Annotated in this window: 11 protein-coding genes; 1 reads left to right on the top strand and 10 read right to left on the bottom strand. The window is 29.0% G+C overall.

Annotation, left to right across the window (positions count from 1 at the left end; genetic code table 11):
- The first annotated feature begins 4 nt into the window (after nucleotides 1-4).
- Nucleotides 5-1,450 (top strand): acyl-CoA dehydrogenase family protein, encoded by a 1,446-nt coding sequence (locus tag ACO5J6_RS02835; RefSeq protein WP_485641936.1) that lies wholly within the window; start codon nucleotides 5-7, stop codon nucleotides 1,448-1,450.
- Between the two features lie 625 nt (nucleotides 1,451-2,075).
- On the opposite strand, the gene murJ is transcribed toward ACO5J6_RS02835, so the two are convergent.
- The 10 genes from murJ to ACO5J6_RS02885 form a co-directional block, all read right to left on the bottom strand.
- Nucleotides 2,076-3,554: a murein biosynthesis integral membrane protein MurJ gene (gene murJ, locus ACO5J6_RS02840; protein ID WP_485641937.1), complete on the bottom strand. Its 1,479-nt coding sequence runs from the start codon at nucleotides 3,552-3,554 to the stop codon at nucleotides 2,076-2,078.
- Nucleotides 3,555-3,572: 18 nt separating this feature from the next.
- Nucleotides 3,573-4,271 (bottom strand): segregation and condensation protein A, encoded by a 699-nt coding sequence (locus ACO5J6_RS02845; RefSeq protein WP_485641938.1) that lies wholly within the window; start codon nucleotides 4,269-4,271, stop codon nucleotides 3,573-3,575.
- The gene (locus ACO5J6_RS02850) at nucleotides 4,237-5,241 is read right to left on the bottom strand and encodes a bifunctional riboflavin kinase/FAD synthetase (protein WP_485641939.1); all 1,005 of its coding nucleotides are present in this window, start codon (nucleotides 5,239-5,241) and stop codon (nucleotides 4,237-4,239) included. Before ACO5J6_RS02850 ends, ACO5J6_RS02845 begins: the two co-directional genes overlap by 35 nt.
- Before the next feature lie 70 nt (nucleotides 5,242-5,311).
- The gene (locus ACO5J6_RS02855; protein WP_485641940.1) at nucleotides 5,312-6,838 is read right to left on the bottom strand and encodes an NAD(P)H-hydrate dehydratase; all 1,527 of its coding nucleotides are present in this window, start codon (nucleotides 6,836-6,838) and stop codon (nucleotides 5,312-5,314) included.
- Nucleotides 6,839-6,856: 18 nt separating this feature from the next.
- A complete protein-coding gene (locus ACO5J6_RS02860; RefSeq protein WP_485641941.1) occupies nucleotides 6,857-7,972 on the bottom strand; it encodes an autotransporter outer membrane beta-barrel domain-containing protein in 1,116 nt (371 codons plus the stop codon).
- A 114-nt stretch (nucleotides 7,973-8,086) separates the two neighbouring features.
- The gene (gene galU, locus ACO5J6_RS02865) at nucleotides 8,087-8,992 is read right to left on the bottom strand and encodes a UTP--glucose-1-phosphate uridylyltransferase GalU (RefSeq protein ID WP_485641942.1); all 906 of its coding nucleotides are present in this window, start codon (nucleotides 8,990-8,992) and stop codon (nucleotides 8,087-8,089) included.
- 43 nt (nucleotides 8,993-9,035) lie between these two features.
- Nucleotides 9,036-9,563, bottom strand: coding sequence for a hypothetical protein (locus ACO5J6_RS02870; RefSeq protein WP_485641943.1), 528 nt, complete (start codon nucleotides 9,561-9,563; stop codon nucleotides 9,036-9,038).
- 60 nt (nucleotides 9,564-9,623) lie between these two features.
- Complete coding sequence (locus ACO5J6_RS02875) at nucleotides 9,624-10,238, bottom strand: YdcF family protein (protein ID WP_485641944.1); 615 nt, start codon at nucleotides 10,236-10,238, stop codon at nucleotides 9,624-9,626.
- A 26-nt stretch (nucleotides 10,239-10,264) separates the two neighbouring features.
- Complete coding sequence (locus ACO5J6_RS02880; RefSeq protein WP_485641945.1) at nucleotides 10,265-12,154, bottom strand: ABC transporter ATP-binding protein; 1,890 nt, start codon at nucleotides 12,152-12,154, stop codon at nucleotides 10,265-10,267.
- Nucleotides 12,147-13,880 (bottom strand): ABC transporter ATP-binding protein, encoded by a 1,734-nt coding sequence (locus ACO5J6_RS02885; protein ID WP_485641946.1) that lies wholly within the window; start codon nucleotides 13,878-13,880, stop codon nucleotides 12,147-12,149. The genes ACO5J6_RS02880 and ACO5J6_RS02885 overlap by 8 nt, the downstream gene beginning before the upstream one ends.
- Between the last annotated feature and the right edge of the window lie 156 nt (nucleotides 13,881-14,036).

Raw genomic sequence — 14,036 nt, forward strand, 5'->3', positions numbered from 1 at the left:
ATAGATGTTGAACTTTATTGATGAAACTCTTATAAAGATGAATACTAATGAGTTTCTAAACAACATAAAAAAAGCTTTTAATGATATATTTTCTCATGAAAATATTGATAAAATAAATTTGATGAACTATCTTCCGGAAGACAAATGGCTTTACATCAAAAAACAAGGTCTTCTTCTTCCTTTCTTAACTGAAAAATTAGGAGGGAGAAAAACTAATCAGTTTGAAATTCAAGAAGTATTGAGGATTGCAGGAAATTATGGGGTTCCTGTAACATTAAGAACGGGAATTGAGGGAGCTTTAGTATTGCAACCGCTCACTGAATTTGGTAATTCTGAACAGATTGCTAAAGGTTTGGAGCTTATATTTAAAGGCGAAGGAGGAGGTCTTGCTATTACTGAACCTGAAACTTCGGGATCTGCCATTGCTAAAGAAATGCAATCATATTATGAATATATTGATGAAAATACGATACATCTAAAATCTTCCAAATATTGGCAAGGAAATTCTCAAAGTGATTTTCTTCTTGTCGCTGCTAAAGAGAAAAAAGATGGGAGACTTTCAAAAACGATAAGTCTTATATTTGTTCCTAAAGAATATATTGAATATGATGTATTGAAATCTGAAGGCCTAAAAGCGGTAAGGTACGCTGTTAATAAAATTGATGCTTCTATTCCTTCGAAATATTTAATAAAACTTTCTGACTCTAAAGCAAATTCTTTGAGAGAATTCCAAAATATATTTATAAGAAGTCGTCTGCAACTTATAGGTATGACCCACGGAATTATGGAATATATCCTGAAGAATATAAAGAAATATTCTAAAAACGAGATAAAATTCGTTGAGTGGGAAATAAAAGAAATCGAGAAAAGATATGAGGCATCAAAAATTATGTATGATTATACTTGTAATAATATTTCGCCTGATAAGTCAGTGTCGGATAAACTTATGGAGGCTAATATAATAAAAAGTCTCTCAACTGATTACACTTATGAAGCTGCAAGGACAGCACAGAAACTGTTAGGAGCTAAAGGATTTGAATCCGGACATCCTATGAGCAATATTGCTATTGATTTTAGACCTTTTACTATATTTGAAGGTCCGAATGATATGCTTTATGCAGATATTTATGACCAGTTCTCCAAAGCCACTGCCGAAGAGAAAAAAATGGGAATCAGAATAAATAAAGATTTGACTTTGTATGAACGATTTATATCAGATAAAAGATTTAAAGTGGTTTCAAATTCCGCTGATAATTTGCTGCAAAAAGCCGATGAAGTTGTTAATTTCTTGAAAAATCACACATTAAATGAAATTGATCAGATTAAGAAAGTATTTACCGGGAAAATATTATCTAAATTATTTATTCTATCACAAACAAATTTAAATGATTTATCTGCATTCCTTATCAAAGATATTAAAAAGGATATTTTGGATTTTGAATATTGCTAAAAATTATTTAAATACCTAAAAACTGTTTTGGAAATAGAGATTTTAATATAAAAAAATTTTATATTATTTCTATATTTTAAAACAGTTTTTTTAGTCTAATTCTATAAATATATTCTGAAATTTTTCTGTATTTTCATTTTTAAGATAACTCATTATCCCTTCCTTATTTTTCTTATTTTACATTCAAGGAATTCTATCTCGTTTATAATAATCATTATTATAATTATCAGAAACACTTTCTCCTTTTACTTCTCATAATTAAAAATCAGAACAAATTATTAAACACTATCATTAAACTGCCTCATTTTAAAAAAATATCAAATAACTTATCCACATTTTTTCAAAAAAAATCTTGTTATCTTTTTATAACTTATATCATTTTTATTTTAAACAAGTATTTACCGTGTGTTTTTTAAAAATACATAACGAATAATATTTCCACTTTTCCACAATCACCGAATAAACTATGTATCAGTTTAAAAATAAACTATTCATTCTATTATAAGATAAACTGACGCAAAGTTTATTTTTTATTACTATTGATGTTTGATAATGTTTGATTTAATAAAAAAAATCATCGTTAAGATGATTTTTTACTATTTAATTATTCTTATATACAATCATATTATTTTTTCGGTTTTGATAACATTATAGGGACAGACCATATTGCTAAATATAATAATCCAAATACTGTTATATTTATTAAAATCCCAAATTTACCCAATGTAGATACCTTTATCATATTTGATATATAAAAAGATGCTAAAGATATTACAAGAGATAATACGAGGAATTTCAGATAAATAAGATTATTTATTTTGATATGCCGTTTATTCAGAGATATTAATAATATTAAATAATTTATCATCGCTGAAAAAGATGTTGCGACGGTCAATCCTATATGCCTATACTGCTTATAGAGAAGAAAGTCCAGAATGATATTTATAAATATTGCGACAAATGATGATATAACAGGTAAGGTTCTATCCTTATATACATAGTGGCTTCGCGTGAGAAGATGAATTGTTGAGAAAAATAACAATCCTAAAGCATAAAATTTTAATGAGCCTGCTGTTATTATAACTCCTTTGTCCGAGAAATTTCCTCTTTTATATACGAGAGTTACTATCTGCTCTGCATATCCCATTAATATCGTAGATGACGGGATAATTAAAAAAGCTAACATATTTAAACCTTTTTGAATAGTATTTTTTACTCTTTTTTTCTGATTTTTGACTACTGCTTGGGATAAAGTCGGGAAAATTACGACCGATAACGATATTGCGAATACACCTATTGGTAATAAATATAATCTACTTGCATAATTTAATGCACTTGCTGTTCCCGCGGGAAGCATTGTTGCAAATCTGTTATCCACAATTTCATTTATTTGATAGCCAAATATCCCGATTAATGTAGGTATCATAAGTTTGAACATCTCAATAACATAAGGATCTTTCAGATTAAATATGAATTTATATCTTTTCATTATTTGAAAGAATTGAGGTAACATCATTCCAAGCTGGAAAACTCCTGATAATAAATATGACACTCCTAAACCGTATATTCCAATCTTTTTAGCTGAAATAATTGTCCCTATTATGATAGTCAGATTAAAGATCAAACCTGTGGAAGCTGCCACAGCAAATTTTTTATAGTTATTTAGCAGAGAGGACACTACTCCCGAAAGAGCAATAAAAAGAAAATAAAATGCTACTATTTTTAGTAAATTGTTAGCCGTTTCAAATCTTTGAGGGTCATTAAATCCTGTAGTTATTTTCAATATTTGTCTTGAAAAAACAATCATTACAACGGATAAAGTAGATGTGAATGCTATTATCAGATTCAATACTGAATATACAAAATCATTTGTCCTATCCTTTCCATTTTCTTCAATTCCTCTATTATAAATAGGTATAAAAACTGTTCCTAATGAACCTTCTCCAAATAAAGTTGTAAAAAAATTCGGTATTTTTGTGGCACTGACATACGCATCAGTTAAACCGGTAGCTCCAAACATACTACCTATAATCATTTCTCTTATTAGACCGAGTAGTCTACTAAGCATATTTATAGCCATAACAATAAAACTTGATTTAAACATTAAAATTTTGCCTTTCTATTAAGAAGATAATTTTTGTATATAAAATTCTTTTCCTTCATTTATTATATCAATATATCCACTTTTAAACATTTCAAGGATACATAAAAATAATGAAACTATTCTTGATTTTGTGAATTTGTTTTTCAGCAATACACTAAAATCTATCCTATTTTTTGTTTCTATTAATTCACTTATTTCATCTGCTGCATCTTCTGTGGAATATTCTTCTTCCAAATTTAATATAATCTTTTCTTTATCTTCCACTTCCAATAATGCTTTAAAGCTATTCATAAGTGTTTCCAGTGTTAGTCCTGAAATATCGTATTCTATCATAGCAGTTTCAATATTTTTACTTCCTGTTCTTTTATATGGAATGTTATATTCATTTTCATATTCTGAAAATAGCTCTGAAATTTCTTTAAAAAGTTTATATTCCAATATTTTTCTTTCCAGATTTTCTATTTTCTCATCTTTTTTCTCTTTATTTAATATTGAATATGCCTTTATCTCAATAAGGTCTGTTGCCATAATGAGAAACTCGACTTTTATTTTGAGATTTTCTTCTTTTTGCTGTTTTATATAATTGAGATAGTCATCTATTATTTGAGAAATATTAATTTCAGTAATTTTCATCTGTTTTTTTTCAATTAAATGTATGAGAAGATCAAGCGGCCCTTCAAAATTATCTATTTTCACATTTATTATGGTATTTTTCATTTATTCTTTTTCTCCAGTTATTAACATTACCTCTGATTTTTTCAATAAGCTCATCCAGTGAATTCATTTTTTTCTCATCACTTACCTTTTCCAATACTTCTATCAAAATAATTTTACCGTATATATCTTTATCAAAATCGAATATATGGGTTTCTACACTCAAAGAATTAAATTTTACCGTAGGATTTTTTCCGATATTCATTATACCATGATAAATATTGTCTTCTCCCTCTATATGAACGTAAACTCCGTATACTCCAAATCCGGGGTAAATTCTATTTCTAAAAGTTAGATTTGCCGTAGGAAATCCTAAGGTTCTTCCTAATTTTTTTCCATGAATAACTTCTCCCATAATGATAAAGTTATGTCCTAATAATTCTTTTGCCTTGATTAAATTAGTTTCTTTGATATATTCTCTTATTCTTGTACTGCTTATTATCTTATTTTCACTATCCAGAACAGGAGTTTGAACATTGAGAATAATTTTATTATTATATTTTTCTTTAAGAATATTCTCCAAAGTATCTATATTTCCTGATTTATTTTTTCCGAAAGTAAAATTAAATCCGCAATATATTTCTATTGCATTTAGTTTTTTAACAAGAATATTTTCAATAAATTCTTCGGGAGATAAATTTCTTATTTCTTCAAATTCATCAAGAAAAACATAATCAATATCAAAATTATTAATAAGTTCGAGCTTTTCTGATGAAGTTGTAATTCTGTTTTCTTTTTTTGAAGGGTATTCTGAAAATGTATAAATAACTGTCTTATATCCTTTATTTTGGGCTTTTTTTACAGCTTCTTCAAATATTTTTCCATGTCCCTTATGAATTCCGTCAAAATTTCCTAAAATTATTATATTTTTGCTCTCTTTTAATTCCTGAATATCTGTTAGACAGTCAATATTTCTAAATTTTAAAAATTCTTCAATAGTTTTATATTCTTTTGTAATCGGTTTTATACTCATTTTCTTCAACTTCCTAAATAAATTAAATTTTAAGTTATTTCATATTTATTATTTGTATATTGACAAATAATTATTTTTTATAAAATAGTTTTTTCATATATTTTGGGATATTTTCTATTATATGTGAGGCATTTATTATGTATTGCTTTTTAAATAGTTCATCCGCAATATATCCATGTAAAAATGCTCCTATATTTGCACTTTCTATTAAATCATAATTCTGTCCCGCCAAAGAAGTAATTATTCCCGTAAGACAGTCTCCCATACCTCCGTTTGCCATATAAGGATTTCCCGTACTGTTTATATATACTTTTTTGCCGTCTGTTATTAAAGTATTTTTCCCTTTTAATAACAATATTATATTTTTAGACAAAGCAAACTCTCTGCAAATCTCAAATTTATTCTTTTCAATCTCATCGGGAGTATAACCTGATAATCTTGAAAATTCCATTAGATGAGGCGTTAAAATAGCTCTATCTCTTATTTTATTAAATAGTTCTCTGTTTTCAGATAATAAATTTAATCCGTCAGCATCAATAATGACTTTTATTTTATTACCTTTATTATTATTTTCATGGTTCAGTAATTTTTCAAATATTAAAAGTGAATTTTTTGATTTGCCTATGCCCGGACCTATACCTATAACGTCAGAATTTAAAAGTTGTTTTTCAATTTTATTAAAATCAGATACAGACAACTCTTCAACATTTATACCTATAGACATTGCTTCGGATATTCCTGTAATTATCTCACTTGCAATATTATTATAAGTAAGTAGAGTAACTAAACCTGCACCGCTTCTAACACATGAATTTACAGTTATTTTAGCAGCTCCTGAAAAGCCCTTACTTCCTGCAAAAATCAAAACTTTTCCAAAATCTCCTTTGTGGGATAAAAAATTACGTCCGATAATGTATTCTTTAATTTCTTTTTCTGTTAAATAATACTCGTTTATAAGATTTAAAAAATTATTTTCATTTATTCCTATATTTTCTACTTTTATATTTCCAAAAAATTCAATATTCTTCAAGTTTAGAAATCCTCTTTTAAATGTAACAAAAGAAACAGTCTTATGGGCTTTTACTGCTACTCCCATAACTTCTCCCGTGCTTCCGTTTATTCCTGAAGGAATATCTACAGAATATATTGGAGTTCTCGATGAATATTGATTTATTTTTTTTATAATTTCTTTGTATATACCTTCTATTTCTGAATTTAAGCCTGTTCCGAAAATGCTGTCTATTATTATTTCAGAATTAATAAGTAAACTATCTAAATTTTTGAAATCATAATGTATCTCTATTCCGAGGTTTTTGCATATGTCATAATTTGTTTTACAATCATTACTCATATTCTGACTGTCAATGCAGAAAATTATAACATTTTTACCTGCTGTGTTTAAATGTCTTGCTATTGCATAGCCGTCTCCGCCATTATTACCTTTTCCACATATTACAAGATAATTACTGAAAGTCAAATCAATATGCTTCATAAAAGAAACAGCTGCATTCTCCATTAAGACAATGCTTGGTATTTCTAATGTATTTATAGAGAAATCATCAATTTTTTTAGTTTCTTTGTTCCCTCCAATCAGCATATTATCCTCCAAAAATTTCTAATCTTTTAACTGATAAATAACACCAAAATTTATGACATGATTATTATAGAGTTTATTTTTTTCAAAATTGTATCCCAATTTATACGTCATCGAATCGTCTTTTTGATATTTGATATTTCCTCCGGTAACTAATGTTCCATGCTCGTAAGTTTCATTATTCAAAGTTTTGTTATAATTCCCTTTATTTGTAATCATATTTTTAAGGTTCTGCTTATATTCAGTTCCTGCTTCCCAACTGATTTTATCATTGTATTCCTGCTGGACTTTTACTCCTGCTGAAGTTACTATATCAGAGTGATTTCGAGACATATAGCTTTTTCCGTCTTTTACGGCAGTCCTTTCATTGACACTTTTTAATTCCACTTCAATTGACGGAATAAATTCAGCATTATTTCCTAAATCTTTTTTATAAGAAATATTTCCTTTGGAACTGACATAATCATAGTTGTTTTGAGGAGCACTGTTTTTAATTCCCTTTTTATAAGAATATCCCGTTCCATATCCAATTTCTCCTTTATAGATAATTCCATCTTTTTTGTATTGAGAACTTATAGAAATATTGTTGTCATCAATATTTTTCTTATGATTTCTTTGACCTATACGCTGTCTTATTTCTTTATCTTTATGGTTTAATCCTACACCTATTTTTGTATCATTATTAACTTCGTATTCATAATTTGCATTATATTCTTTTGTTTTCTTACTGAAACTTTCTGAATCTGAAATTTTTCCTTTATCATTTTTTGTGATTGATTCTGCAGTAATAGGTGTTTCAAATAAATCTTCGTCTTTGGATGGATATACTTTTAGTATTTTATTATTTTTATATGAAGTAGTATTCTGGGAAAAAGCTGCCACATTTTTACAGGCAGGCATTTTACTTTTTCTTTTCGTGGTAACGGTACATTTTGTCATTTCAAGTTGATTATTTATCTTCTTTTCTTTTTCTTTAATATTCTGAAGTTCTTTTAATATCTCTTTATATCCTTCGTTATTATCATTTTTCTTTTTAGCGATATTTGCTGCATTAATAGAAAGACTTCCTAACAGAAATAGAGTAAAAAATATAAAAAATGACCGTTTTTTTTGTGATAAATTGAATTTTTTTCTCATAATCTTATTTCTCCGAATAGATTTTATTGGTAAAAAATTTCCAAATAAGAAAGTATTGCATTTTTAATAATTATAAATTGTCTAAATATATTAAATTAAATCCAATTAAATATATTATTTTATTTCTTCACATAGTTTTTTCAGATATTCTTTCGCTCTTTCTTTTAATTCAGGATGTCTCAATCCAAATTCAACATTTGCGATAAACATTCCAAATTTATCCCCTGTATCATATCTAAGTCCTTCAAAATTATACGCATATAGTTTATCTCCTGATTTTTTCATATCAAGTATGGCATCAGTTAATTGTATTTCTCCACCTTTTCCGGGTTTAGTATTTTTTAGAAATTCAAATATTTTGGGTTCTAATACATATCTTCCCAATGCTGCAAGTCTACTCGGAGCTTCTTCAACTGAAGGTTTTTCAATAAAATCCTCGACTTCGACTGTCAAAGGGTCAATTTGTCTTAAAGGTTTGATAATTCCGTATTTATTGACATTTTCTTTAGGTACTTCCTGTACTCCTAAAATATTACCGCCTTTTAGTTCTTCGTATTTATTAATAAGCTGTTTTGTTACCGGAATTTGTCCTTTAAGAGTATCGGTATACATTACATCATCTCCAAGCAGTACAACAAAAGGCTCATTTCCCACAAATGCTTCGGCACATCCGATAGCATGTCCAAGACCTAAAGGTTTTTTCTGTCTTACATAATAAATATTGGACATTTTTGAAATGTCATGTACTACTTTTAATAAGTCTTTTTTCCCACTTTCTTCCAAAGTTTTTTCCAGCTCATAGGAATAATCAAAATGATTTTCAATAGAAACCTTGTTTCTTCCTGTTACTATTAATATTTCCTCTATTCCTGATTCTATGAGTTCTTCTACTAAATACTGTAATGCGGGTTTATCAACTATGGCAAGCATTTCTTTAGGTTGTGCTTTTGTGGCAGGTAAAACTCTTGTACCTAAGCCGGCTGCCGGAATAACTGCTTTTCTTATTTTTTTCGGATTCATTTTTTACTCCTGTCAGTTTGAATTTTATTTAAATTTTTTACAATTAAAATATAATTTCATCAGAGTATTCTACATTTACTCCTGTAAATAATCCCATTTGGTCAAAAATCTGTTTTCCTTGAGAACTTACAATCATTTTGTATTTATTAGTTTTTCTGTCATATTCATATTTTCCAATAAAAAAGAAATTTTTATTGACATCTATCTGACCGTAAAATCTTAAAACTTCCTTGTCAGGAAGAGGCAATCCATTGAGATTTTTTCTGTCTACTGATTGTAAAAGTTTGGAATAATCAGTCAATTTTCTATAAAAATCATTTCTAAAATCGTTATTTGTAGTTTTTTCGCCTATTCTTATCTTTATACCGATGTTCAGATTATAATCACCATTTTCAATAATATAATAAGCCATTCTCAATTCTTCACTATCACAGAAGATCTCATCAGTTTTCTTTTCCTGTTTTATTTTATTAATTACTCTTCCAAGTAAAATATCAGGATTTTTCATAAATTCACAGCTGAAAGAATGAACTCCCAATACTAAAAATGCTGCTAATAATAATTTTTTCATTTTCATCCTCTTTTTCATAAAATATTTTTCAATTTATATTATTATACCACATATTTCCTATTATTTTATACTGTTTTTTATAAAATAATATTTAATTATTGATGCAAACTCCCTGAGGTATGATTTCGGTAATGAAATTAAGGGAGTTGGAGCTCCCAGTCCATAAGCCTCATAATTTAGTAAATTTGCAATTTTTTTTGCTCTATATATATGATAATCGTTTGTAACTATAAGTATTTTAATTTTTTCTTCTTTATTTTTACTTTCATTTTCCTTTATTTTTGCCTGACTGAATTTTAAATTTTCTACCGTATTTGTAGATTTATCTTCTTTTATAATTCTATTTTCATCAATTCCGTTTCTAATCAGTTCCCTTTTTATGGCTTCCGCTTCAGAAATATTTTCTCCTTTTCCTGTGCCTCCCGAAGCTATCACTTTTATATCTCTATGTTTTTTTAAATATTTTGTAGCAGTTTTTATTCTTTCATTTAAAGAACGGGACGGCTTATCTCCGTATACTCTTCCGCCTAAGATTATAACATAGTCGACCTGTTTATCCGATTGATTTTCAAATCCTGATAAAATCAGGAATTGAACAAAGATAAACGGGATAAGGAAAACTAAAAAGATATATTTTAAAAACTTTAACATTCTTTTTTTTAGACTATCTTTCATATATTCCTCTCTAATTATTTTTCTCTTTATTCCAGTTCAAATCCTCCTGTATATAACTGATAATAAGTTCCTTTTTGTTTCAGCAACTCATCATGATTTCCCCTTTCGATTATTCTTCCCTGTTCCAGAACCATTATCACGTCGGAATTTCTAATAGTGGAAAGTCTATGAGCTATTACAAATACTGTTCTGCCTTTCATTAGCTTATCCATACCTTCCTGAACTATTTTTTCCGTTCTCGTATCTATACTCGAAGTTGCTTCGTCAAGTATAAGTACAGGCGGGTCAGCTATGGCAGCTCTTGCTATGGAAAGAAGCTGTCTCTGTCCTTGGGAAAGATTGGCTCCGCCATTACTTAGATAAGTGTCGTATCCGTTAGGCAAATGTTTGATAAAATGATGAGCATTAGCAAGTTTTGCAGCTGCATGCACTTCTTCATCAGTGGCGTCAAGTTTTCCATAACGGATATTATCGGCAACTGTACCTGAAAACAGATGTGTATCCTGTAATACTATTCCCAATGATTTTCTTAAGTTGGATTTATTTATTTTCTGAATATTTATACCGTCATATCTTATTTTCCCGTTCTGTATATCATAAAATCTGTTTATCAGATTTGTAATAGTTGTTTTTCCTGCTCCTGTAGCTCCTACAAAGGCAATCTTTTCTCCGGGTTTTGCATATAAATTTATATTATGTAATATAATCTTATTTTCATTATATCCAAAATCAACATCTTCAAAAACAACATCTCCAAGAAGTCTTTCATATGTTGTACTTCCGTCTTCATGAGGATGTTTCCATGCCCATATTCCTGTGTGTCTGTCAACTTCTACTATATTTCCTTTATTATCAATTTCAGCATCTACAAGTTTAACGTATCCTTCGTCAAATTCAGGTTTTTCATCAAGGACTTTAAATACTCTGTATGCCCCTGCTGCTGCCAGCGTAACGGAGTTAATCTGCTGGGCTGTCTGAGATATGGGCTGATTTAGAGTTCTTGTAAACTGTAAAAATGAAGCAAGTCCCCCTAAAGTAAATCCTCCTATACCTGAAAGGGCAATAAAAGCTCCTATTGAAGCCGTAAGAACAAAATTTATATTTCCAAGATTTCCTATAATCGGGCCTAAAATATTTCCATATTTATTGGCGTTATTGGAACTCTCAAATAATTTTTCATTTAAAATATCAAATTTCTTTTTGGCTTCTTCTTCATAGGAAAACACTTTGACAACTTTCAATCCTTCAAGCATTTCTTCGATATATCCGTTCACGACTCCGATATTTTCCTGCTGTTCTTTAAAGTTTGCTCCGCTTTTTGACGTTATACTTTTCGTAGTACTCAACATAATTACTACCATAATCAGTGTAAATATCGTCAGAGGTATATCCAGTATAAACATTGATATAAGTACACTTATAACTGTTATTATTGATGATATTATTTGAGCCAGACTTTCAGTTATCATATTACGAAGTGTATCTATATCGCTCGAATAAACACTCATTATATCTCCATGGGCATGAGTATCAAAATATTTTATCGGAAGTCTTTCCATATGCGAAAACACATCATCTCTAAGCTGTTTTAATGTTCCCTGTGCTGCGACTATCATAAACTTTTCATATAAATATGTACATATAATTCCTGCTGAATATATAGCTGTCATTGCTCCTATAATTTTTAGAAGAGGAGCAAAATCGATATTAGGATTTCCTATGTTAGGGGTGATATATCCGTCAATCAGCTGTTTTGTATACATAGTACCTACAACCATGCTTAATGAGCTTAATAATATGAGTATTATGACGGCTATAAACTGAAATTTGTATAATTTGAACATATATCCGAGCAGACGGATAAGAGCTTTCAATTCTTTTCCTCTGTTTCTGTTATTATTATCGGTTTTACTCATCTTTATTTCCTCCTTCTTCTTGAGAAGCATGGACTTCCTTGTAAATACTGTTTGAAATTATAAGTTCTTCATGGACACCAATCCCCGTTATTTTACCGTCATCAAGAACGATTATTTTATCTGCGTCTTTTATAGATGAAATCCTTTGGGCAATAATAATCTTTGTAATATCAGGTATTTCGTTTTTAAAAGCTTCTCTTATAAGTTTATCCGTCTTTGTATCCACAGCACTTGTTGAATCATCCAAAATCAATATTTTAGGGTCTTTCAGTAAAGCTCTTGCTATACATAGACGTTGTTTTTGTCCTCCTGAAACATTTGACCCTCCCTGCTCTATATAAGTATCATATTTATCAGGAAATTTTTGTATAAATTCATCTGCTTGAGCTAATTTGCAGGCACGTATCATTTCTTCTTCAGTAGCATTTTTATTTCCCCACATAAGATTTTCCTTTATTGTTCCTGAAAAAAGTATGTTTTTCTGCAATACCATAGCTACATTTTTTCTGAGAGTTTCTATATCATAGTTTTTTACATTTACTCCGCCGACCCTGACTTCTCCTCCAAGTACATCATACAATCTCGGGATAAGCTGAACAAGAGCTGATTTGGCACTTCCGGTTCCCCCTATAATTCCTATTGTTTCTCCCTGATTGATTTTTAGATTGATATTTTCCAAATTTAAAACTTCGGGATTATTGCTGTAACTAAAATTCACATTTTCAAAAGAAATTGAACCGTCTTTTACTTCATATACAGGGTTTTCGGGATTTTTTATACTTGGCTCTTCATCCAGAACTTCTACTATCCGCTCTCCTGACGCTCTCGAAAGAGTTATCGTTACCAAAACCATTGCAAACATCAAAAGGCTCATAAGAATATTTGCCGTATATGAAAATAAGCTCATCAGCTGTCCTGTAGTAAGGTTGCCGGTTACAATCATTTTGGCTCCAAACCATGAAAGAAGTACAATACAGGAATACATGCAGAACTGCATTGCGGGTGCTACAAATATTATGATTTTTTCTCCTTTTAACATTGTATTTTTCAATGTATCCGTAGATTTTTTGAATTTATTAATCTCATAATCTTCTCTTACATAGGCTTTTACAACTCTTACTCCATTTATATTTTCCTGAAGGTCCGAATTTATTCTGTCGTATTTTTTCATAGCTCTTGTAAAAATCGGATGAACTAAGAATATAATCACTGCCATTACTATTCCCAGTATTAAAATTGCTCCAAGGAATATTGTTGACAATTCGGGACTTATATAGACAGTCATCAATGTCGCGAATATAAGCATTAACGGAGCTCTTACTAGAAGTCTCAGTATCATCTGATAAGAATTTTGTATATTTGCAATATCTGTCGTAAATCTTGTTATAAGTCCTGCGGTTGAGAATTTATCTATGTTTGTAAAAGAAAAATTCTGTATTTTGTAAAATACGGCTTTTCTTATGTTTTTTGCAAATCCTGCTGACGCTCTTGCCGCATTTCTTCCCCCTGCAAATCCTGCCGAAAGGGAAAACATAGCCATTATTAAAGTTATAAATCCTATAAAATATATATGCTGAAGATTTCCTTTATTAAGTCCGTCATCTATTATTGAAGCCATTAAAAATGGTATCAGTATTTCCAACAATACTTCCAATGCAATAAATATAGGAGATAAAATAGATGGCTTTTTGTATTCTCTTATATATGCCAATAATTTTTTTATCATTTAAACTTTCCTTTCTTACTTAAAATTAAAGGCTTTCTCAAAATAAAAATAAATATAAAATATACAAAAAATAACATTTATTCATCCTTTTTTATTAAATTTCACAATTTGTCAAAATATAAAAACTTTATAATCATCATTTTTTGTATTATTTTT

The organism is Pseudoleptotrichia sp. (assembly GCF_057270515.1).